Source organism: Cupriavidus sp. 05N40 (genome assembly GCF_056397305.1).
Genome location: NZ_JBFTND010000042.1, coordinates 63,762 through 84,559, shown reverse-complemented (window position 1 = coordinate 84,559; position 20,798 = coordinate 63,762). Strand labels below are relative to the sequence as shown.

Below are 20,798 nucleotides of genomic sequence, written 5' to 3'. Positions count from 1 at the left end.
ATACCACATCGCCCACCGCAAGGCTCTGGTTGATATACGAGGATGCGCGCCCGGACACGGCTTCGCCGGTAGCCGTCATGCCGGTGGCGCGGCGCACGGAAATCGAGTAGCCGCGCCGTGCCGGCACCGTGGCCGGGCCGGTGAGGGAATACGAGCGCACCACCTCTTCGCCGCCCGGCCGCATGGCGAGCCTGATCGTCACATGCTGGCCGGGCTGGAAATCCGGCAAGYCGCCGCCATCGGCGGGCTCCAGGAAGACGGAGGTGACCTCGCGTGCTTCCCTGGCCAGGCCGGCCACGCGGAAGGCGCGATAGCCATCCCACCTGCGCCGCGCCTCGTCGAGCCCGGGCTCGCGTTCCACATTGCAGCGAAAGGCGCGCAGGGGCACCGAGCCGCTGACCGGGTCGATGCTGTCCGCGCTGATCAGTGCGTTGTAGTTGCTGTTGCCCTGGCCGGATACCGGCAAGGGACCCTGGGCGAGGGCGTCGCAGCGTTGCCACCAGCCGAACTCGCCCACCACCACGCGCGGATGCAGTCCTTCTCTCACCCTGGCGATAAAGCGGGCGCTGCCGGCGGGCGTGGTCACGCGGATTGCATCGCCGCTGGCAATGCCGCGCGCGGCCGCCAGTGCGGTCGGGATTTCCGCTTCCGGCTGCGCGGCCTTGCGCCTGAGCGAAGGCAGGCCGCGATGCTGGCTGTGGCAGTAGTAGCCGCTCTTGGCCGAGGTCAGCACAAAGGGAAAGCCCTCGCCTGCGGGGCCGGCAGCTTCGCCGGCAGGCTGGCCCGGGCGCGGCAAGGYGGGATAGCCGTGGCGCAGCAACAGTTCGGAGTACAACTCCACCAGGCCGGTCTGCGTATCGAAGGCGCGCTCGCGCGGCCTTGCCGCGTACTTCCGTTCCATGTCGGCCACGGGCACGCGGATGCCTTCGGGCTGTGCGCGCAGCCGCTCGACGCTCAGCCCGGAGGGGGCCAGCATATGGTTCCAGCCCGCTTCCAGGCTGCCGCCGAAGAAGGCCTCCGACAGCCCGAGCCTGGTCGCGAGGTCGAACACGATGTCATTGTCCGAGCGCGATTCGCCGCGCGGCGAGACCATGCGCTGGCGCAGTTGCACCAGTTGTTCCGCCTCGGCGGAGATTTCGAAGCCGATGCGCAGGCCTTCGCGCTCCCACGGCGTATTCACCGGCAGCAGGATATCGGCGTAGCGCGCGCTCGGCGTCTCGAACAGGTCGCAGTGCGCATAGAAGTCGAGGCTGCGCAGCGCCCGTTCGCCATCTTCCACGTCGGCCTGCGACAGCAGGGGATTGGTGCCGAACGCCACCAGCGTGCGCACGCTGTAAGGCTGTGCATGCAGGATGGCCCGGTAGAGATCGCGCGCGGTGACCCAGCCCTGCGCGGGCGGGCCCAGCGGCCTTTCGGCATAGCCGAGTGCCTTGGGCTTCTGCCCGGCGGGCAGCAGGCCGGAGCCGCTGACGGGGTTGTAGGGCGGCTTCTGGTAGATGCGGTTGCCGCCGTTGCGGTCGAAGCTGCCGGTCAGGGCGTACAGGCAGGCGATCGCGCGGTCGGTCTGGGTGGCGTTGTCATGCTGGCCRACGCCGGACCAGGCGTGATAGGCCACGCGCCCGGCCGAGGCGAACAAGCTGGCGGCATGGCGAATATCTCCTTCGTCCACCCAGGTCAGCTGCGCGGCCAGGGCTGCCGGGTAGCGGGCGCATTCGCCGGCATAGAGCTCGAAAGCAGGGTGGCAGCCGATGGCTGTGCCCGGTGTATTGGCGTCATCCACGCTGAACGAACCGCGCAGCGCAAGATGCTGGAAATCCTGCGCCGCCAGCGACGATGACGTCTGCGCCCGTGCAGTCTGCGCGTTCCAGACCAGGTAGGCATCGCCATCCGGCAGCCCCAGGTCGCGCCCCCGCAGGAAGCGTCCGTTGTCGCTGCGCACTAGCAGCGGGCCGTTGGTCCACTGGCGGACGAAGTCCAGGTCGAACGCGTTCGCTTCGATCAACAGGTTGGCGATCGCCATCGCCAGCGTGGCATCGGTGCCCGGCCGCACGCGCAGCCATTGGTCCGCCTGGCCGGCCAGCGCCGTTTCCCTGGGGTCGATCACCAGCAGCTTCGCGCCGGCGCGCCTGCCGGCCCCGATTGCCTCGGCCTGCGACAGCCAGGTGTTGGTCGGGTTATGACCCCATAGCACGATGAGCCCGGCATGCCGGTAGTCCGCGGTCGGCATGCCGCAGCCGAAGGTAAAGGCGTGCGCGTAGTCCTTGTGCCAGTTGCAGATCTCCGTGGCGTAGCAGGTGTTGGGGCTGCCGAAGAGCCGGATAAGGCGTTCGATCCAGTCGATGCTGTCGCTCAGCGGCGTGCCGCTGGGCGTGGTCACGGCGAAGGCCACCGACTCGGCACCGCCATCGCGCCGGGCCTGCAGCATGCGCCGGGCGATCTCCGCCAGGGCCTCTTCCCAGGAGATCCGTGCCCAGCCGGGATCGGGGTCGGTCTTGGGATGGGTGCGCCGCATCGGATAGAGGATGCGCTCCGCGCTATGGACCAGCTCGGGCGCCGACTTGCCCTTCAGGCACATGGCCTTGCCGGTGGGGTGGGCGGGATCCGGCCGCACCGATATCAGGGCGTCGTCCGCCACCACGTTCACCGTCCCGCACCGGGAGCGGCACAACGTGCAGTAGCCGTGCTTGTCTTCATTGCTCATTGCTGGTCACCGCATCTTGTCTCCTGACCGGATGCTAGCTAGCATGGCGAAGTATTTCTAATTCTTAATTTTGAAAAAGCAATATCGGAAAAATCGATGCTACCCACATTGAAGCAACTGCAGCATTTCGTGGCCATGGCCGAGTCCGGGCAGGTGTCGCGTGCGGCACTTCGCTGCCATGTGTCGCAGTCGTCGATGACGTCGTCCCTGAAGAGCCTCGAGGAGGCACTGGGCGTCCAGTTGTTCACGCGGCATGCCAGCGGCGTGCGTCTCACCGAAGCCGGCACGCGTTTCCTCCGGCATGCGCAGCAGATCGGGGATGCCGTGCTGGATGCGGTGGAGGCCATCACCGTCGCGCCGGTGGAGATCACCGGAACGGTGCGCCTGGGGGTGACCGAGACCATCACGGCCTATGTGCTCCCGGGCCTGCTGCCGGCATTCGAGCGGAAATTCCCGAAGCTCCGGCTGTCGGTGCTGGAGCGGGAGCGGCACGACATCGAGCAGGGCATCCTGGACGGCGAGATCGATATCGCCCTGCTGCTGGTGTCGAACCTGCCCGGCCTGAATCATGTCACCTGCGAAACACTGCTGCGCTCCGCGCGGCAGCTGTGGGGCCATCCGGAGCATCCCCTGATGACGGCCGAGCGCATCGGGCTGGCCGACGTGGCGCGGCATGACTACATCCTGCTCGACATGGACGAGCACATTTCCACGGTGGGCAAGTACTGGGGCCAATACGGCCTGGCGCCCGATGTTCGCTACCAGAGTTGCTCGATCGAGGCGGTGCGCAGCCTGGTGGCGGCCGGGCGCGGCGTCGCCATCCTCTCCGACCTGGTCTACCGGCCATGGTCGCTGGAGGGCCAGCGCATCGTGCGGCGCGGCATCGCCGACAAGGTGCCGTCGATGGACGTTGGCCTGGCGTGGAGGCGCGAGCCCGCCACGCCGGGCAATGTCGTTGCGCTCGCGGACTTCCTGCGCGGCGCCCTGCGCGAAAAGGCCAGGTTCTAGGTCCGGCTGCGGCATTCGGCGCTAGCCGCCGGAATTCCCGCATGCCGTGGCGAAACGGCAATTGAGCCTATGCCGGCGGGCGCGGCGCCGCCTATCCTGTCTTGTGCCGGTGCACGGCGCCTTGAGCGATACGCGTGCACCCGGGCACACCCACGACAGGAGAACACGCATGGCTGGAACCACGGTGGCGGACATGATGGCGGACATCCTGACGGTGGCCGGCGTCGAGCGCATCTACGGCCTCGTCGGCGATTCGCTGAACGGCCTGACGGATTCCCTGCGGCGCAAGAAGACCATCGAGTGGCTACACGTGCGCCACGAGGAGGTGGCGGCCTTCGCGGCTGGCGCGGAGGCCCACCTGAGCGGCAAGCTGGCGGTATGCGCCGGCAGTTGCGGCCCCGGCAACCTGCACCTGATCAACGGCCTGTTCGACGCGCACCGCAGCCGGGTGCCGGTGCTGGCCATCGCCGCGCACATCCCCAGCTCGGAGATCGGCTCGGAGTATTTCCAGGAAACCCGCCCGCAGGAGCTGTTCCGCGGCTGCAGCCACTATTGCGAGATGGTCAGCAACCCGGAAGAACTGCCGCGCATCATGCAGTCCGCCATGCGCGCCGCGCTGGGCCAGCGCGGGGTGGCGGTGATCGTGGTGCCTGGCGATATCGCCCTGATGGAAGTGCAGGCACCGGCGCTGCTGGAACTGGCCCTGCCCGAAGCGCCCGCGGCGGTGCCGCCGGCCGAGGAACTGGCGGTGACGGCGCGCCTGCTCGATACCGCCAGCAGCGTCACCCTGCTGTGCGGGCGCGGCTGCGAAGGCGCGCACGCCGAAGTGGTGGCGCTGGCGCAGCGCCTGAACGCGCCCGTGGTGCACGCGCTCGGCGGCAAGGAATTCGTCGAGTACGAGAACCCGTTCGACGTCGGCATGACCGGCCTGATCGGCTTCTCCTCGGGCTACTACGCCATGCTCGAATGCGACACGCTGCTGATGCTGGGCACGGACTTCCCGTACCGGCAGTTCTACCCGACCAAGGCCACGATCATCCAGGTGGACATCCGCGCCGAGAACCTCGGCCGCCGCTGCCGGCTGGCGCACGGGGTGGTCGGCTCGGTGAAGGAGACCATCAAGGGTCTGCTGCCGCTGCTTGGGCAAAAGAGCGACCGCGCCCACCTGGACCGCGCGCTCGAGCATTACCGCAAGGCGCGCACCGCGCTGGACGACCTTGCCACCGGCGCGCCGGGCAGCGGGCTGGTGCACCCGCAGTACCTGGCTCGCTGCATCAGCGAAAACGCGGCGCCGGATGCGGTCTTCACCTTCGACGTGGGCACGCCCACGGTATGGGCCGCGCGCTATCTCGCCATGAACGGCCAGCGCCGCCTGATCGGCTCGCTCAACCACGGCTCGATGGCCAACGCCCTGCCGCAGRCCATCGGTGCGCAGGCGCTGTTCGCGCAGCGCCAGGTGGTGGCAATGTGCGGCGACGGCGGATTTTCCATGCTGCTGGGCGATCTGCTCACGCTGCGCCAGCACAACCTGCCGGTCAAGGTGGTGATCTTCAACAACGGCAACCTCGGCTTCGTCGCCATGGAGATGAAGGCGTCGGGTTTCCTCGACACCTATACCGACATGGTCGACACCGACTTCGCCGCGATCGCCACGGCGGCGGGCATCCCCGGCATCCGGGTGGAAGACCCCGGCCTGGTGGCGCCGGCGCTGCAGGAGGCATTCAGCCGCCCCGGCCCGGTGGTAGTGGACGTCAAGACCAACCGGCTCGAACTCGCCATGCCGCCCACCATCACCACCAAGGAGGCCAAGGGCTTCAGCCTCTACCTGCTGCGCGCGATCATCGACGGGCGCGGCGGCGAGATCGTCGACCTGGCGAAGTCCAACCTGTGGCGATAGGGCAGGCGGCAGGGCCACAGGGCGGCAGGGCTTCGCTGCAGGCCATCAGCCGATGCGCGCGCCGCTGGCCTTGACGATCGGGCGCCAGGACTGGTACTCGGCCACCACGAACTTGCCGAACGACTCCGGCGTGTACTGCATCGGCTCCGCGCCCTGCATCACGAACTTCTTGCGGATGTCGGGGCGTCAGCAGACTCAGCCCCGTCAGTCGTAGTCCAGCGCGTCTTCGAGCGGGACTTCACGCTGCGGCATGAGCCGGCGCGGCGGGTGCATTCCGGTGTACAACGGAATGCGCCCGCCTGCAAGCTGGCCGCCAGGGTGGCGCGCCGCGTGCGCCAGACCATGCACGGCAGCGCCACCGCGGCGCTAACTTGCGCTAGAGTGGGAACCTCGTACAGCTTGCGTTACACATGAGGATGTCCATGGAAGCCCAGCGCCTGCAGTTCCCCGGAAGTGACGGCCAGCAACTCGCCGCGCGGCTGGATTTACCGGCCGGCCCGGTCCGCGCCTTTGCCCTGTTCGCCCATTGCTTTACTTGCGGYAAGGACGTGCTCGCGGCCACGCGCATCGCACAGGCACTCACCGCCCACGGCATCGGCGTGCTGCGCTTCGATTTCACCGGTCTTGTCGGCAGCGGCGGCGATTTCGCCAATACCAATTTTTCCTCCAACGTGGCCGACCTGCTGGCGGCGGCCGACTACCTGCGCCAGCAGCACCGCGCGCCCGCGCTGCTGATCGGCCATAGCCTCGGCGGCGCGGCCGTGCTGGCCGCGGCGCAGGGCATACCGGAGGCCAAGGCGGTGGTGACCATCGCCGCGCCCAGCGATCCGGGGCATGTGGTGGGCCTGTTCGGCGAGCACGCCGCGCGCATCGAAGCCGACGGCGAAGCCGAAGTCCAGCTTGCCGGCCGGCCGTTCCGCATCAAGCGCCAGTTCATCGAGGATGTCGGCGAGCAGAAGCTGCTCGATAGCGTGGCCAGGCTGCGCCGCGCGCTGCTGGTCATGCACGCGCCGCAGGACGATACCGTGGGCATCGACAACGCCACGCAGATCTTCATTGCGGCCAAGCATCCCAAGAGCTTCGTCTCGCTGGACCGCGCCGACCACCTGCTCACGCGCAAGGAAGACGCGGTCTACGTGGCCAATACCATTGCCGCCTGGAGCCAGCGCTACCTGGGCAGCGAGACGCTCGACATGCCGCCCGCCGTGGCCGAGGAAGGGCTGGTGCGCGTGGAAGAGACTCACACCGGCAAGTACCAGCAGCCTGTGCGGACTGCGCCACCACCGAAGGCAAGATCGACTGGATCGAGCGCGAGATCACCATGCTGGGGCCGCTCGACGAGGCCCAGCGCGCCGCCCTGCTGGAGATTGCCGACAAGTGCCCGGTGCACCGCACCCTGCATTCGGAGGTGGTGATCCGCACGCACGCGGCGGAAGCCGTGCCCAAGTAGGCCGGCGCGGCGGACCCGGACGCACCCCTCTCCCGTGCGCGGGAGGGGGGTGCGCACCAGCGCTGCGCCCCGGCCTCCGGTTCGCGCTCAGACGAAAGTCGTCTCGATCCGCGAAGCCGCCTTCAGGAACAATGTCACCGGTGTGCGCTCGCAGATCTGCGCGAGCCGCTCGCGCTCGGCCTGGCCCAGTTCCGCGCCACTTACCCTGACCTCGCGCTGGATAAAGCGCGCCTCGTCCTTGCCCTGGAACACGGCCGTCACTTCCACATCGGCCACGGGCCATTGTTTGCGCTGCATATACATCTTCAGCGTGATCGCCGTGCACGAAACCAGGCCGGACAGCACGAAAGCGAACGGAGCCGGGCCCTGGTCCGTGCCGCCGAGGCTGGCGGATTCGTCGCCGCTCAGCGCATGGCTGCCGGCCTGCAGGTGCACGAGGTAATTGGCATCGGCCGGGCCGAGCCGGGCGGTGGCTTTGGAATTTGACATGGCTTGTGCGGAGTCGAAGTTGCAGGTGGGTAGCAGGGGCCTGGCCGGGTTTCTGGCTGGCGCAAGCATTTTCTCTTCCAAATCAAGGGCTTGAGCTCTTCAGTCAGCGGCCGGCCGGGAAAGCCGGAGACTGATTGTAACCATGCCGCCGCCGGGCCGCACAAGATATGGCGGAGCAGGGACATGCCCGGGCCGCGCCACGCTCCGGATCGATGCCGGGCTGATCCGTTCGTATCACCATAGTGGTGCAATTGAACCGTCTGTTTCCTTGTTGCGGTGAAAAACACGAGTGTTTCATGGTTATCCATGATGGAACAAATGTTGCTCAGTGACTAGCATCTGAAACGATGACGGATCCCGTATCCGCTAGACAAGGAGCGATCGATGAAAGCAGTGGAAGCGACGAAGGCGACGAAGGCGATGAGGCTGGCTGCGCTGGGCATGGCGATGGYGGCCGCCGCGCTCGGCGCGGGTGCGGCCCGGGCGGCGGACGCGGCGGCCGGCTCGACGCTGGGCAAGATCAAGGAGTCGGGGGCGATCGCGATCGGGCACCGTACCTCGTCGATCCCGTTCTCGTTCTATGACGGCAGCCAGAAGGTGGTCGGCTTCTCGCAGGACATCTGCGACAAGGTCATCGCCGAAGTCAGGAAGCAGACGGGCGTGGCAAACCTGCAGGTGCGCATGGTGCCGGTGACCTCGCAGAACCGCATCTCGCTGGTGCAGAACGGCACGGTGGACCTGGAGTGCGGCGTGACCACCAACCTGAAGGCACGGCAGCAGCAGGTGGCATTCTCGACCACCTTCTTCGTGGCGGGCACGCGCCTGCTGGTCAAGAAGGGCAGCCCGGTGCAGGACTTCGGCGACCTGTCCGGCAAGGCGGTGGTGACCAATGCCGGCACGACGTCCGAGCGCATCCTGCGCAAGCTCAATGACGAGAAGAAGGCCAACATCACCATCCAGAGCGCCAAGGACTATGGCGAGTCATTCCTGATCCTGCAATCGGGCCGGGTGGCTGCCTTCATGATGGACGACGTGCTGCTGTCCGGCGTCAAGACGCTGGCGCCGGCGCCGGCGGACTGGACCGTGGTGGGCACGCCGCAGTCGTTCGAGGCCTACGGCTTCATGATGCGCAAGGACGATCCGGAGTTCAAGAAGCTGGTCGACGGCGTGATCACCGGGCTGATGAAGAGCGGCGAGATCCGGTCGATGTACGACAAATGGTTCAACAAGCCGATCCCGCCGAAGAACGTCAGTTTCGAGTTCCCGATGAGCGCGGCTGTCAAGAAGGCCTACGAGCAACCCAGCGACGAGGCCTTCGAGTAAGGCCCGTTCGCGCGGGGGCGTCCATCGGGGCGTCCACCGGGGCCGTCCGTCACGGCCGCTTGGCGGGCACGTAGGCGCCGGTCTGGTGGAGCTGCCCCTCCGCCAGCTCGAGCGCCTTGATCGCGCCCTTGCCCTTCTTCGCCAGCAGTTGTTCCACGAGCGCCTCGGCCAGCGCCACGCCGGCGGCGATCGAGGGAAAGAACGAGGGACTGTCGAGCGAGAAGAGCAGGGTGCAGTCGGCCTGCAGGGCGATGGGGGCGACGGTGCTGTCGGTCAGGGCGATGACGCGGCAGCCGGCCTCGCGCGCCGCGCTGGCCACGCGGATGCTCTCCTGCGAATACGGCGCGAAGCTGGCGACCACCACCGCATCCTTCGGCGCCAGCGCGCGCAGTTCCATCTCCAGCGTGCCTGCATCGCCGCGGATCAGGTGCACCGGGGCGCGGAACAGCCGGTAGAGATAGTGAAACGTAAAGGCGATCGGATAGCAGGAGCGGAAACCGGCGACATGGACGGCGGGCGCGGCGCCGATCAGCTCGGTCGCGCGCGGCATCGCTTCGGCATTGCCGGCACCGGTGCGGTCCAGGTTGCGGTGCTGGGTCTCCAGCATCTCGGCCAGCATCCGTGTCGAGCCGCTTTCCCGTACCACCTTCCTGGCGCGCTTGGCGTAGGGCTGGGGACCGCCGCGCAGCGACTCCACGAAGAGCTCGCGCAGGCCCTGCCAGCCGTCGAAACCGAGGAACTGCGCCAGGCGCACCAGCGTGGCCGGCTGCACGCCGGCATCCGCGGCGATCTTGCGCATGGAGAGCATGGGCACTTCCTGCGGATGGTCCAGCAGGTAGCGCGCACCGCCCTGGAACTGCGTGCTGAGCGAGGCGAAGGTCTCGCGCAGGTGGGCCTGCAGGTCGTCCAGGCTTTGGGGCGGCAGGGGGCTTTCGGTCGGCATCGGCGTTCTGGAATGAGGAGATGCAACGATTGTTGCACAATCGGTGGCGACGTGCTTCCTGCTTCTGCTTGCGACGGTTCGCGGCGCATGGAATCGAATGAATCTTTCGTGTCGATACAAGAAACATATGTTGCATACGCGGCGACGTTTTCTTATACTTTCCCCAGCCGGCAACTCCGCCTGACTCCGTACCGCACATCATGACCAAAGTCTTCCACCGCAATCCGCGCCAGGCGCTTGCAGTCGCCGTAGCCGGCAAGGGCATCGAACTGACCGACAGCAACGGCAAGCGCTATCTCGACGCTTCCGGGGGCGCGGCGGTGTCTTGCCTGGGCCACGGCCATCCGCGCGTGATCGAGGCCATCAAGCAGCAGCTCGACACCATTGCCTACGCACATACGTCGTTCTTCACCACCGAAGTGTCCGAGGAACTGGCGGATACGCTGGCGCGCGCCGCGCCGGGCGACCTGGACCATGTGTACTTTGTCTCCGGTGGCTCCGAGGCGGTGGAGGCGGCGCTGAAGCTGGCCCGGCAGTATTTCGTGGAGATCGGGCAGCCTGCGCGCCGGCACTTCATTGCGCGCCGCCAGAGCTACCATGGCAATACGCTGGGCGCCCTGGCCATCGGCGGCAACGCATGGCGGCGCGAACCGTTCCTGCCGTTGCTGGTGCCGGCGCACCATGTCTCGCCGTGCTACGCCTACCGCGACCAGCACGCGGGCGAGACCGGCCAGCAATACGCGCAGCGCCTGGCCGATGAACTGGAGGCCAAGATCCTGGAACTGGGGCCGGACAGCGTGGCCGCCTTCGTGGCGGAAACGGTGGTGGGCGCCACCGCGGGCGCGGTGCCGCCCGTGGCCGACTACCTCAGGCGCATCCGCGGGGTGTGCGACAAGTACGGCGTGCTGCTGATCCTGGACGAGGTGATGGCGGGAATGGGCCGCACCGGCTACCTCTTCGCCTGCGAGGAGGACGGCGTGGTGCCCGATATCGTGACCATCGCCAAGGGCCTSGGCGCSGGTTACCAGCCGATYGGCGCGATGMTGTCSACSMGCCGYATCTAYGAMGCCATCGTCGGCGGCAGCGGYTTCTTCCAGCACGGCCATACCTATATCGGCCACGCCACGGCGTGCGCGGCGGCACTCGCGGTGCAGCGCACGATCGCCGGGGAGAACCTGCTCGACAACGTGCTGGCCCGCGGCGAGCAGTTGCGCGCCCGGCTGCGCGAAGCGCTGGGAGAGCACCCGCATGTGGGCGACATCCGCGGTCGCGGGCTGTTCGTCGGCGTCGAGTTCGTCGCCGACCGCGCCAGCAAGGCCACGCTGGATCCGGCCCTGAAGACGCACGCGCGGCTCAAGTCGGCCGCCATGCAGAACGGCCTGCTGGTGTACCCGATGGGCGGCACGGTGGACGGCGTACATGGCGACCACGTCCTGTTCGCGCCGCCGTTCATCTGCTCGGCGCAGGACATCGACAGCATCGTCGAGCGGTTCGCCGAATCGGTGGCGGCGGTCCTGCCGGGCTGAAGCAGGACGTCCGGCGCGGCCCCGCGCAGGCGCCTTGCCTGTGCGCGGGACGCCGCTTGCCGCCGCCTGCGCCTTGTCTGTCGGGCGCGAGGCACGTCCGAGGCACGTCCGGGGCACGTCCGGGGCACGTCCGGGGCACGTCCGGGGCAAGGGATGCGGCTACACTGGACACACACTTCGCCCGCCGGGAGCGGCCATGGACGCCACCCAGGTCTTGCCTTTGCTGCTGCACTTCGACCAGCATCTGGGCAGCGCCATCGCCGACTACGGCACGCTGGTCTACGGCATTCTCTTCGCCATCGTCTTCTGCGAGATCGGTCTGCTGCCGCTGTTCTTCCTGCCGGGCGATCCGCTGCTGTTCATCTGCGGCGCGTTCTGCGCTTCGGGCGCGCTGCAGTTGTGGGTATTGCTGCCGCTGCTGCTGGTTGCCGCGGCGGCGGGCAGCCTGCTGAACTACGCCATCGGCCGCGCCATCGGCACGCGCGTGCTGGCCGGCCACCATCGCTGGATCCACCGCGACGCGCTGCGCAGGACACATGATTTCTACCAGCGCCATGGCGGCCTGACCTTGCTGATGTCACCGTTCGTGGCCGTGGTGCGCACGTTCGCGCCCTTCGTGGCGGGCGTCTCCGCCATGCCGGCGGCGCGCTTCGCGCTCGCGGCAGGCACGGGCGCGGTCTTGTGGGGGGTCTCGCTGCTGGTGGGCGGCTACCTGTTCGGCAACGTGCCGCTGGTGCGCGATCATATGAGCGCGCTGGTGCTGCTTGGCCTCGCGCTCGGCCTCGGCTCGCTGGCGGTTGCCGGCCTCTGGCGCGCCGTGCGCGGGCGCCTGGGCGTGCGCGGCTGAGGCGTCCCGCAGCCTGGCGCTGAAGGCGGACGCTGTCCTGCATGGCCGGGCCCGCGCGGCGGTCCGGCCGGCGCGATGTCGGCCCGGAGGCCCCAGGACCCATCGATTTCCTGTCCGGTCTTCTTCCCGTCTTCTTTTGGTCTTCTTCCCGTCCACTTCGCCACCTTCATCGTTTTGTCATCAGCGCCACCCAGAATGCGCTCACTGTTTATGCAAGGAGAGTGGGATGACGCATGCAATCGAAGTGCGCGGCTTGTCCAAGGCGTTCCAGGCGGGACGCAAGGCGCTGGACAATGTCGGCCTTTCCGTCGCCCCGGGTGAAATGGTGGCGCTGCTGGGCGCCTCCGGCTCCGGCAAGTCCACGCTGCTGCGCCATGTGGCCGGTTTCGTGGCCGGCGATGCCGGCGCCGGCGAGGTGCTGGTCAACGGCCGCGTCATCCAGCGGGATGGCCGCCTGGCGCGCGACGTGCGCGGCGCGCGCGCCGAGATCGGCTTCGTGTTCCAGCAGTTCAACCTGGTGGGGCGCCTGCCGGTGATCACCAATGTGCTGACCGGCATGTTGCCGCGCATACCGCTGTGGCGCAGCCTGGTCCGGTATTTCAGGAACGAGGAAATCGACGCCGGCCTGGAAGCGCTTGCCCAGGTTGGTATAGACGACTATGCGTTTCGACGGGCGTCGACCCTGTCCGGCGGACAGCAGCAGCGCGCGGCGATTGCCCGCACGCTGGTGCAGAACGCGCGCGTGATCCTGGCCGACGAGCCCATCGCCTCGCTCGATCCCGAGTCGGCGCGCCGCGTGATGGAGTTGCTGGCCCAGATCAACCGCACGCGCAAGGTGGCCGTGGTGGTGTCGCTGCACCAGGTGGACGTGGCGATGCGCTACTGCACCCGCGTGGTGGCGCTGCGCCAGGGCAGGGTGGTCTACGACGGCCCTTCGGCGGCGCTGACCCCCGGCATGCTGCGCGACCTCTATGGCACCGAGGCGGCCGAGTTGCTGCCGCACGGCGCCGGGCTGGAAACCGAGGCTCCCGGCCTCGTTCCGGCCGGCCTCGCCATCGCCTGACATCGCGCGCTTCGGCATCGATTCCCGAGCTTTTCTCGTAGCGCTTTCGCAAGTCTCACCGCAAGCAACCCTAACCAAGCATCCCCCGGAGCTATTCATGCTGCGCAGAACCTTTGTTGCCCTGATCGTCACCGGCGCCGCCGGCGCCTTCGCGCTGCCCGCCCTCGCCCAGGAAGGCAAGACCATCAACATGGGCTTTATCTCGACCGAGACGTCGTCCAACCTGAAGTCGGCCTGGCAGCCCGTGATCGACGACCTCAGCAAGCAGCTGGGCGTGCAGGTCAAGCCCTTCTTCGCCTCCGACTACGCCGGCATCATCGAAGCCATGCGCTTCAACAAGGTGCAGGTTGCCTGGTTCGGCAACAAGTCGGCCATCGAGGCGGTGGACCGCGCCAACGGCGAAGTGTTCGCCTCGGTGATCGACAAGGACGGCAATCCGGGCTACTGGTCGCTGCTGATCGTCAACAAGGACAGCGACCTGAAGTCGGTCGAAGACGTGATCAAGAACGGCAAGTCGCTGAGCTACGGCGCCGGCGATCCGAACTCGACCTCCGGCACCGCCGTGCCCGGACACTACCTGTGGGGCGCGCGCAACCTCGAGCCGAAGACGCTGTTCAAGACGGTGCGCGTGAGCAACCACGAGACCAACCTGCTGTCGGTGATGAACAAGCAGGTCGACGTGGCGGTGAACAACACCGAGAACATGGAGCGCTATCGCATCAATACCGGCAAGAACGCCTATGACCAGGTGCGCGTGCTGTGGAAGTCGCCGCTGATCCCGGCCGATCCGCTGGTCTACCGCAAGGACCTGCCGGCCGACGTCAAGACCAGGATCAAGGCCTTCTTCGTCAACTACGGCAAGGGCGCCGACGCTGCCCGCGAGAAAGCCAACCTGGCGCCGCTGACCTACCAGGGCTTCCGTGCCTCCTCCGATGCCCAGCTGGTGCCGATCCGCCAGATCGAGCTGGCCAAGGAAAAGAGCAAGATCGAGTCCGACACCACGCTGGCTGGCGCCGACAAGGACAAGCGCCTTGCCGATGTCACCCGCAAGCTGGCCGAGCTGGACAAGCTCGCAGCCACCAGCGCCCAGTAAGCGCGCAACGCCCGAACCGCGCCTTGCCGCCGCGCCGCGCAGTCTTGCTTCACCCCGGTTTTCCCGCGCCTTCGCGCTTTTCGTCTTTATGCATCGACCCGCCAGCCCATCCATGATCCCAGCCACCTCGCCCCGCGCCGCGCGCCCGCCGCGCGCCAGCCTGCCAGTCCTGCTCGTGTGGGCGGTGGTACTCGCGCTGCTGGCGCTGTCGTGGCAAGGCGCCGACATGCGTCCGCTCGACCTGCTGAGCGATTCCGGCAACATGGCCAGGTTCGCCGCCGACTTCTTTCCGCCGAGCTTCCGCGACTGGCGCATCTACCTCGACGAGATGGTGGTGACCGTACAGATCGCCATCTGGGGCACCTTCATGGCCGTGGTGGTGGCAGTGCCGCTGGGCCTGGCCTGCTCGGCCAATATCGTGCCGGGCTGGGTCTACCAGCCGATGCGCCGCGTGATGGACTCCTGCCGCGCCATCAATGAAATGGTGTTCGCCATGCTGTTCATCGTCGCGGTGGGGCTGGGCCCCTTCGCCGGCGTGCTGGCGCTGTGGGTGCACACCACCGGCGTGCTGGCCAAGCTGTTTTCCGAGGCGGTCGAAGCGATCGATCCGCGCCCGGTCGAAGGCGTGCGCGCCACCGGCGCCGGCGCGCTGGAAGAAATCGTCTACGGCGTGATCCCGCAGGTATTGCCCCTGTGGATCTCGTATGCGCTGTATCGTTTCGAATCCAATGTGCGCTCCGCTTCGGTGGTGGGCATCGTTGGCGCCGGCGGCATCGGCACGGTGCTGTGGGAAATCATCCGCAGCTTCCAGTACGCCGAGACGTGTGCCGTGATGATCATCATCGTTGCCTTCGTCACCGCCATCGACCTGCTGTCCGCCCAGATCCGCAAGGCGCTGGTCTGACTCCGGCATCACCGCGCGCGGCGCAGCAGGGCGCCGGCGCGGGCTTTTCCACACGACACCTCTGTTCATGACCATCCTCAGGCGCATCGAAATCCTCTTCTCCGGCCACGGCGCCAGCTTCTACGGCGGAGAGTCCATCACCCAGACCGAGCACGCGCTGCAGTGCGCGCACCTGGCCGAGCAGGCCGGCGATCCCGAGCCGCTGGTGGTCGCCAGCCTGCTGCACGATCTCGGCCACCTCGTGATGGCGGAGGACAGCACCACCGACATGCGCCACCAGGAAGTCGGCGCCGACCTGCTGGCGGTCGGCTTTGGCCCGGACGTGACCGAGCCGATCCGCCTGCACGTGGCCGCCAAGCGCTACCTGTGCGCCATCGAGCCCGCCTACCAGGCCGCATTGTCGCCGGCCTCGCAGCAAAGCCTTGCGCTGCAAGGTGGCCCCTTCGATGCGACCCAGGCCAACGCCTTCGCCGCGCATCCCCATGGCGCGGCGGCGGTGCGCCTGCGGCGCTACGACGATCTCGCCAAGGTGGTTGGCCTCGTCACGCCGCCGCTGGAGCACTATCTGCCCATGGTCGAGCGCTGCATCCGCCGGCCTGCCCAGGCTTGAAACACGCGAGGAAAAACCGGATATGGACAAGCCGGATATGGACAAGCGGGATACGGACAAGCCGGCCGGCCACCTGACGCTGCACGAGGTCAGCGGAACCGACGCCGAACTGGAACAGGTGGCCGCCTTGCTGTCGGAGATGGACGGCGAAGCACCGCTGCCCCTGGCGCGCATGCGCGCGCTGTTTGCGCGGCTGCGGACCATGCCGGATTACCGCTGCTATCTGATGCTCGGCGCCGGCGGCGTGCCGCTGGGTACCTTCTGCCTGCTGGTGTTTCCCGTGCTGGCGCACCAAGGGCGCAATGAAGCCATCGTCGAGAGCGTGGTGGTCACGCAGGCCGCGCGCGGCGGCGGAGTCGGGTCGGCGATGATGCACGCCGCGATGCGGCTGGCGCGCGAGGCGGGGGCGGACAAGCTGGCCTTGTCGTCGAATGCGCGGCGGCTGCAGGCGCACCAGTTCTATCGGCGGCTGGGGTTCCGGGAGCACGGGATCAGCTTCAGCATCGAGTTGGCGGGGGATTGAGGGGGGGCCAACCGCGGAAGTAACCTTGCCGCCATGCGGCAGATCATCCCGGATGCCCATCCTTGCGCTTGCGCTCAAGCTCTGGCGAAACCGGCCGCGCGGCAACAATGTGCCTTATGTCCCGGCGTGGCGCTTCGAGGGCGACATCGAAGACACGGCGGCACTGCGGGGCTGGCTGCTGGAACGCGCCGGCACCTTGCCGTAGCCTGGCGCGCGCGGCACGCCAGCGGCGGCCCGGCTCAGGAACGTCTGGCCGCGGCCAGTTCGTCTTCGGCGGCACCCGCATAACCGGCATCGCGCACGATCTCCGCCAGCACAGCCGCCGCCGCCTCCAGCGGCCCGCTATTGTCGAGCCCGGTAAAGCGGCATCCCGCCGGCACCGCGAACGGCTCGGCGGCGCGCGCCAGGCGCCGGGCGATATCGTCTTCGTCTTCGCGTCCGCGCTGGCGCAAACGCTGCGCCAGCACCTGCGGGCGCACGCTGACCTGCACCGCGTGCAGGGCGGGATAGCGTGCGCATGCATCGGGCAGGTATTCGCGCGAGCCGTTGACGACCACGCACATGCCTTGCGCGAGCCAGCTGTCGAGTTCGATGCCGATGCCGTAGCGCAGGCCGTGGCTGTCCCACTGCAGAGCGAAGCAGCCGAGCGCGGCACGGCGATCGAATTCGGCGGGCGTGATCGGCACGCTGGCTTCGTCTGCGTTGCTGGCGCGCGTGATGTAGCGATGTGCGATCAGGACGCGCTCGTCGGGCCGGAGCCGGTCGCGCAGGGCGCGCAGCAGCGAATCCTTGCCGCTGCCCGAAGGCCCCATCAGGTAGATCAGCTGCCGCCCGGCGCGGCAATCCGGTGGCGCGGCGGTCATGCCGCCTCCGGCCGCAGGGCGGCACCGGCGGCGTCGGTCGTGCTGCCGTCGAAGCCGTAGTGGCGCGCGGCCACGAAGGGCGCGTCCGGAGCCGGCTGGACGAACAGGCTGATGTCGCGCACCGGCATCGGAACGTCCAGCAGGTGGCTGGCGTGCGCTTGCAGCAGCGCGGCGGCGGCAGCCTGGTCCGGCTCGTCGAGCATGCCGCTCAGCGTGATATGGAAGATAAAGGTCTCGAAGGCATACGGGTAGCCCCAGGCGGCGAGCATGCGGCGTGCTTCGGGCCCCAGCGCCTCGGGCCTGCGGCGCGCGATTTCTTCGCCGCTGGGCGGGGCGCGGAACGCGTCGAACTCGCGCACGGYGGCATCGGCCAGCGCGTGCATGCGGGCGTTGGCGCCGGTGTCGTCGCCGAGGCACCAGGCCAGGAAGCCGCGCAGGTTGCGCAGCGCCAGCGGCACGGCGAACGGCTGACGTCCGGGCGCGAAAGCGCGCAGGGCGGCGTCCAGTCCGTCAGGGGTGCGGCCGGGCGCGAGCCGGAACGGGGCCTTGAGCGTGGCGTGCAGGCCGTATTGCGCGGGAGCGCGGGTCCATTGCACCAGGCGGGGATCGTCGCTGATGCGGGCCACCGGGGCGCAGGTCTCGGCGCTGCGGCCGAGCCAGCGGGCGCCGAAATCGCGCCACGGCGCGGCCGGGGTGAGGTAGATGGCGTAGCGGTACGCGTGCGGCAACTGGCTCGGCGTCATGGGCAAGGGCCTCAGGCGGCGCGCCGTTCGCCGCTGGCCTGGCGCAGCGGGAAGGCACGTGTGGCGTGATGCAGGATCCCGCCCACGATGGTGGCGCAGACCTGGGGCAGGGCAGGGTTGCTGTCGTCGACAAGGATGGCGTCGGCGCGCAGGCCCGGGCCCAGCGCGCCGCGGTCGCCCAGGCCGGCGGCGCGGGCCGGATTGCGCGAGACCAGGTCCCACGCGGCCGGCAGCGGCAGCACGCCGAGCTGCGCAATGCGGAAGGCGGCCTGCAGCGGCGCGGGGTAGTAGTAGTCGGAGGCAAGCACGTCGCACAGGCCGGCGGCGACCATCTCGGTGGCATCCGGCGCGCCGGTGTGGCTGCCGCCACGGATCACGTTGGGCGCGCCGAACACGGTATGGTTGCGCAGCGCGCGCGCGGCGCGCGCCACCTCCACGGTGAGCGGAAACTCGGCGACGGTGCAGCCTTGCTGGTGGAAGCCCTGGCGCGTGGCGGCGTCGCCGTCGTCATGGGATGCCACCTGCAGGCCGGCGGCGCGGGCGGCGGCGATCAGGCGGCCCACCGCCGCGGGTACCTCGTGGCCTTTTGCCCGGGCCTGCTCCAGGCGCTGGCCGAAAGTGGCCGGGTCGCACTCGGCGCGCTCGGCGTAGGCGGCGAGCTTGCGCGTGTCCTGCATGCGCCTGAGCATCTGCGGCAGGTGATCGTTGATGGCCAGGAAGCGCACCTTGCCGCTGGCGATCCACTCGAGCGCGATGTCGAGGCCGGCCAGGTGGTGCGCCTCGAAGCGCAGGTGCACGTGATGCTGGGCGCCCAGCGCGCCACGCATGCGTTCGAGTCCTTCGAACATGCGCTGCGCATAGGCCTCGCCGCGCAGCCCGCCTTCCCACGACAGCGTGACGCCGTGCAGTTCGGTGGTGATGCCGTGCGCCAGCAATTGCCGGTCCACGTCGAACAGGGCGCCGTCATAGGGGAAGCTGACCCCGGGGCGCGGCATCACCGCGCGCTCGAAGGCGTCGCCGTGGATGTCGACGATGCCGGGCAGCACCAGCAGGTCGCCAGCATCGAGCGAGGGGCCGGCGGCGCCGGGCATGCCGATGCAGCCGTCGCGGAACGCGAGGTCGGCCGGCGCGATGCCGTTGGGGGTGAGGACGCGCCGGCCGCTGAGGCCGGCGAGGGTGGGGTGCAGTGCGTGATTGGAGTTCATGCTGGCGACCTTAGCGCGGGCAGATGACAAGCGGATGTCTAGACCAATTGTGTTGTGCTGGCAATGCGTTCGTGGTGCTGTCGGCGGCCATGCGCAATCGGGCATTGGCCGCGCGGATCGTGCAGATTATGCCGTTTATGCAGGCCATGTGGCTGGCGCGGCCGTCAATCCTGGTCGGCCACCGTCAGCTGCACCCAGTCACCGGCGAAGCGCGCCACGCTGTAGTGCAGCGGCACGCCGTCGGCATCGACGTTGAGGGCCTCCACCTGCAGGATGGGCCGCGTCTTGGGCTGGCTGAGCTGGCGGGCCACCGGCGCCGACGGCATGGCCGCGGTGATGCGCGACCATTTCCGTGTGTAGTCGGCGACGCCGAAATGCGCGAGCGCCTTGGAGATCGACTGGCGTGCGCGCAATTGCGCTTCGAGTTCCGGGAAACGCGCGGCGTCGAAGTAGTGCTCGGCCACGTCGATGGTGCGGGCCTCGGCCTTGCCGAGCATCTGCACGCGCAGCACCGGGGCGTTGCGCGGCAACCCGAGGTGCCTGGCGATCTCGGGCGCGCGCAAGGTCTGCGACTCGATCACCTCGATATGGCCGCGCATGCCCTGGCTGGCCAGGTTCTGCGAAAAGCGCGTGCGCCGCCCGATGGCGTAGTCGATCGCGTGTTCCTGCACGAAGGTGCCGCGGCCTTGCTCGATGYGCACCAGGCCGTTCTGCTCCAGTTCGCCCATGGCGCGCCGGATGGTGTGGCGGTTGACGGCGAAACGGCTGGCCAGCTCCGGCTCGGGCGGCAGGCGCTCGCCCGGCTCATAGAGCTTGTTGCGGATGTCGAGGGCAAGGGCCTCGCCGATCTGGCGCCATACCGCAACTCCCGAACCCCGTTCGACTTCCTGTTCCACCATCTTGTCCTGCCCCTTCGTCATCCTGCGTTCATCATCGGCATGCTTCAATGGGATGCGATTGTGCCTCAACGGCGCCGTCCCGTGCATGGTACCGGGCGGGATGGGCGGCCGTCACGAAAGCTTCATCTGGCTGTGTTCTAGTTCGGCCCATGGATGGTATTCTACATCTAAACGTATAGACGTATAGGGGATGTACAGATGGATCGGACCGAGACCGGAAGCACCGCCCGCGCCGCAGGCGACACCAGCCCGGCCCATGCCGGGCACGCCGCGCGCGCCGCCTGGCTGCGCGAGCTGGCCCTGGCGGCGCCGGAGGCGCTCGAGCAGGCATTCGGACAGCTAGGCACGGTGCCCGCGCACCGCATGCTGCGCAAGCCCGAGAGCGGCATGGCCATGGCGCGCGCACGCGCCGGCGGCACCGGCGCCCAGTTCAACCTGGGCGAAGTCAGCGTCACGCGCTGTGCGGTGACGATGGAGTCGGACACCGGCGGCGTGGTCGGCGTGGGCTATGTACAGGGCCGCACGCACCGCCAGGCGGAACGGATCGCCGTGCTGGACGCGCTGCTGCAGTTGCCGGGCTGGCACGAGCGCGTGCAGGCGGCAGTCATTGCGCCGCTGGCGCAGGCTCGCGTGGCGCGCAGCGCGCACCAGGCGGCGGTGGCGGCACAGACCAAGGTGGAGTTCTTTACGATGGTGCGCGGAGAAGACTGA

The 20,798-nt window shown here is 68.4% G+C and carries 20 protein-coding genes; 13 read left to right on the top strand and 7 right to left on the bottom strand.

Annotated features, from left to right (window positions below):
- Window positions 1-2,701 (bottom strand): molybdopterin-dependent oxidoreductase (locus AC1DO7_RS12660; RefSeq protein WP_477116196.1); only part of this gene is annotated, 2,701 nt, incomplete at its 3' end.
- Window positions 2,702-2,797: 96 nt separating this feature from the next.
- Between AC1DO7_RS12660 and AC1DO7_RS12655 the strand changes: the two genes are divergently transcribed.
- The 3 genes from AC1DO7_RS12655 (at window position 2,798) to AC1DO7_RS12645 (ending at window position 7,021) form a co-directional block, all read left to right on the top strand.
- Window positions 2,798-3,709 carry a LysR family transcriptional regulator gene (locus AC1DO7_RS12655; RefSeq protein ID WP_441619119.1) on the top strand — a complete coding sequence of 304 codons (912 nt, stop codon included), beginning with the start codon at window positions 2,798-2,800 and terminating at the stop codon, window positions 3,707-3,709.
- A gap of 169 nt (window positions 3,710-3,878) precedes the next feature.
- Window positions 3,879-5,606, top strand: a complete 1,728-nt coding sequence (gene poxB / locus AC1DO7_RS12650; RefSeq protein ID WP_477116195.1) for a ubiquinone-dependent pyruvate dehydrogenase — start codon at window positions 3,879-3,881, stop codon at window positions 5,604-5,606.
- Between the two features lie 422 nt (window positions 5,607-6,028).
- Complete coding sequence (locus tag AC1DO7_RS12645) at window positions 6,029-7,021, top strand: alpha/beta hydrolase family protein (protein WP_477116194.1); 993 nt, start codon at window positions 6,029-6,031, stop codon at window positions 7,019-7,021.
- 122 nt (window positions 7,022-7,143) lie between these two features.
- On the opposite strand, the gene AC1DO7_RS12640 is transcribed toward AC1DO7_RS12645, so the two are convergent.
- Window positions 7,144-7,545 carry an OsmC family protein gene (locus tag AC1DO7_RS12640; protein ID WP_441619125.1) on the bottom strand — a complete coding sequence of 134 codons (402 nt, stop codon included), beginning with the start codon at window positions 7,543-7,545 and terminating at the stop codon, window positions 7,144-7,146.
- A gap of 420 nt (window positions 7,546-7,965) precedes the next feature.
- Between AC1DO7_RS12640 and AC1DO7_RS12635 the strand changes: the two genes are divergently transcribed.
- On the top strand, window positions 7,966-8,868 hold the full coding sequence (locus tag AC1DO7_RS12635) for a glutamate/aspartate ABC transporter substrate-binding protein (RefSeq protein ID WP_477116199.1): 903 nt from the start codon (window positions 7,966-7,968) through the stop codon (window positions 8,866-8,868).
- 49 nt (window positions 8,869-8,917) lie between these two features.
- Here the strand turns inward: AC1DO7_RS12635 and AC1DO7_RS12630 are convergent, their stop codons facing one another.
- On the bottom strand, window positions 8,918-9,811 hold the full coding sequence (locus AC1DO7_RS12630; protein WP_441619127.1) for a MurR/RpiR family transcriptional regulator: 894 nt from the start codon (window positions 9,809-9,811) through the stop codon (window positions 8,918-8,920).
- Window positions 9,812-10,011: 200 nt separating this feature from the next.
- On the opposite strand from AC1DO7_RS12630, the gene AC1DO7_RS12625 reads away from it, so the two are divergent.
- The 8 genes from AC1DO7_RS12625 to AC1DO7_RS12590 all read left to right on the top strand — a co-directional run bounded on the left by AC1DO7_RS12625 (window position 10,012) and on the right by AC1DO7_RS12590 (window position 16,582).
- Window positions 10,012-11,337, top strand: coding sequence for an aspartate aminotransferase family protein (locus AC1DO7_RS12625; RefSeq protein WP_477116193.1), 1,326 nt, complete (start codon window positions 10,012-10,014; stop codon window positions 11,335-11,337).
- A 196-nt stretch (window positions 11,338-11,533) separates the two neighbouring features.
- Window positions 11,534-12,184: a VTT domain-containing protein gene (locus tag AC1DO7_RS12620; RefSeq protein WP_441619130.1), complete on the top strand. Its 651-nt coding sequence runs from the start codon at window positions 11,534-11,536 to the stop codon at window positions 12,182-12,184.
- 226 nt (window positions 12,185-12,410) lie between these two features.
- Window positions 12,411-13,247: a phosphonate ABC transporter ATP-binding protein gene (gene phnC / locus AC1DO7_RS12615; RefSeq protein WP_441619132.1), complete on the top strand. Its 837-nt coding sequence runs from the start codon at window positions 12,411-12,413 to the stop codon at window positions 13,245-13,247.
- Between the two features lie 97 nt (window positions 13,248-13,344).
- Window positions 13,345-14,340 carry a phosphonate ABC transporter substrate-binding protein gene (gene phnD / locus AC1DO7_RS12610; RefSeq protein ID WP_441619133.1) on the top strand — a complete coding sequence of 332 codons (996 nt, stop codon included), beginning with the start codon at window positions 13,345-13,347 and terminating at the stop codon, window positions 14,338-14,340.
- Window positions 14,341-14,452: 112 nt separating this feature from the next.
- Window positions 14,453-15,244, top strand: coding sequence for a phosphonate ABC transporter, permease protein PhnE (phnE, locus tag AC1DO7_RS12605; protein ID WP_441643410.1), 792 nt, complete (start codon window positions 14,453-14,455; stop codon window positions 15,242-15,244).
- A 67-nt stretch (window positions 15,245-15,311) separates the two neighbouring features.
- Window positions 15,312-15,854 carry a phosphonate degradation HD-domain oxygenase gene (locus AC1DO7_RS12600; RefSeq protein ID WP_441619135.1) on the top strand — a complete coding sequence of 181 codons (543 nt, stop codon included), beginning with the start codon at window positions 15,312-15,314 and terminating at the stop codon, window positions 15,852-15,854.
- 22 nt (window positions 15,855-15,876) lie between these two features.
- Complete coding sequence (locus tag AC1DO7_RS12595) at window positions 15,877-16,377, top strand: GNAT family N-acetyltransferase (protein ID WP_441619137.1); 501 nt, start codon at window positions 15,877-15,879, stop codon at window positions 16,375-16,377.
- 52 nt (window positions 16,378-16,429) lie between these two features.
- Complete coding sequence (locus tag AC1DO7_RS12590; RefSeq protein ID WP_441619139.1) at window positions 16,430-16,582, top strand: hypothetical protein; 153 nt, start codon at window positions 16,430-16,432, stop codon at window positions 16,580-16,582.
- Window positions 16,583-16,616: 34 nt separating this feature from the next.
- Here the strand turns inward: AC1DO7_RS12590 and phnN are convergent, their stop codons facing one another.
- The 4 genes from phnN to phnF form a co-directional block, all read right to left on the bottom strand.
- The gene (phnN, locus tag AC1DO7_RS12585) at window positions 16,617-17,240 is read right to left on the bottom strand and encodes a phosphonate metabolism protein/1,5-bisphosphokinase (PRPP-forming) PhnN (protein WP_441619141.1); all 624 of its coding nucleotides are present in this window, start codon (window positions 17,238-17,240) and stop codon (window positions 16,617-16,619) included.
- Window positions 17,237-17,983 carry a DUF1045 domain-containing protein gene (locus AC1DO7_RS12580; RefSeq protein WP_477116192.1) on the bottom strand — a complete coding sequence of 249 codons (747 nt, stop codon included), beginning with the start codon at window positions 17,981-17,983 and terminating at the stop codon, window positions 17,237-17,239. The genes phnN and AC1DO7_RS12580 overlap by 4 nt, the downstream gene beginning before the upstream one ends.
- An 11-nt stretch (window positions 17,984-17,994) precedes the next feature.
- The gene (locus AC1DO7_RS12575) at window positions 17,995-19,188 is read right to left on the bottom strand and encodes an alpha-D-ribose 1-methylphosphonate 5-triphosphate diphosphatase (protein ID WP_441619145.1); all 1,194 of its coding nucleotides are present in this window, start codon (window positions 19,186-19,188) and stop codon (window positions 17,995-17,997) included.
- 164 nt (window positions 19,189-19,352) lie between these two features.
- Window positions 19,353-20,087, bottom strand: a complete 735-nt coding sequence (gene phnF, locus AC1DO7_RS12570) for a phosphonate metabolism transcriptional regulator PhnF (protein WP_477116198.1) — start codon at window positions 20,085-20,087, stop codon at window positions 19,353-19,355.
- Between the two features lie 198 nt (window positions 20,088-20,285).
- On the opposite strand from phnF, the gene phnG reads away from it, so the two are divergent.
- Entirely contained in the window at window positions 20,286-20,798 is a 513-nt protein-coding gene (gene phnG, locus AC1DO7_RS12565) for a phosphonate C-P lyase system protein PhnG (protein WP_441619147.1), read from the top strand.

What these genes read in the sequence shown, in the direction of transcription:
- AC1DO7_RS12575 (WP_441619145.1), bottom strand. Translation starts at nt 19,188, where the DNA reads ATGAACTCCAATCACGCACTGCACCCCACCCTCGCCGGCCTCAGCGGC.
- AC1DO7_RS12595 (WP_441619137.1), top strand. Translation starts at nt 15,877, where the DNA reads ATGGACAAGCCGGATATGGACAAGCGGGATACGGACAAGCCGGCCGGC.
- phnE (WP_441643410.1), top strand. Translation starts at nt 14,453, where the DNA reads ATGATCCCAGCCACCTCGCCCCGCGCCGCGCGCCCGCCGCGCGCCAGC.
- AC1DO7_RS12655 (WP_441619119.1), top strand. Translation starts at nt 2,798, where the DNA reads ATGCTACCCACATTGAAGCAACTGCAGCATTTCGTGGCCATGGCCGAG.
- AC1DO7_RS12590 (WP_441619139.1), top strand. Translation starts at nt 16,430, where the DNA reads ATGCCCATCCTTGCGCTTGCGCTCAAGCTCTGGCGAAACCGGCCGCGC.
- AC1DO7_RS12620 (WP_441619130.1), top strand. Translation starts at nt 11,534, where the DNA reads ATGGACGCCACCCAGGTCTTGCCTTTGCTGCTGCACTTCGACCAGCAT.
- phnG (WP_441619147.1), top strand. Translation starts at nt 20,286, where the DNA reads ATGGATCGGACCGAGACCGGAAGCACCGCCCGCGCCGCAGGCGACACC.
- AC1DO7_RS12600 (WP_441619135.1), top strand. Translation starts at nt 15,312, where the DNA reads ATGACCATCCTCAGGCGCATCGAAATCCTCTTCTCCGGCCACGGCGCC.
- AC1DO7_RS12630 (WP_441619127.1), bottom strand. Translation starts at nt 9,811, where the DNA reads ATGCCGACCGAAAGCCCCCTGCCGCCCCAAAGCCTGGACGACCTGCAG.
- phnC (WP_441619132.1), top strand. Translation starts at nt 12,411, where the DNA reads ATGACGCATGCAATCGAAGTGCGCGGCTTGTCCAAGGCGTTCCAGGCG.
- AC1DO7_RS12640 (WP_441619125.1), bottom strand. Translation starts at nt 7,545, where the DNA reads ATGTCAAATTCCAAAGCCACCGCCCGGCTCGGCCCGGCCGATGCCAAT.
- phnN (WP_441619141.1), bottom strand. Translation starts at nt 17,240, where the DNA reads ATGACCGCCGCGCCACCGGATTGCCGCGCCGGGCGGCAGCTGATCTAC.
- phnD (WP_441619133.1), top strand. Translation starts at nt 13,345, where the DNA reads ATGCTGCGCAGAACCTTTGTTGCCCTGATCGTCACCGGCGCCGCCGGC.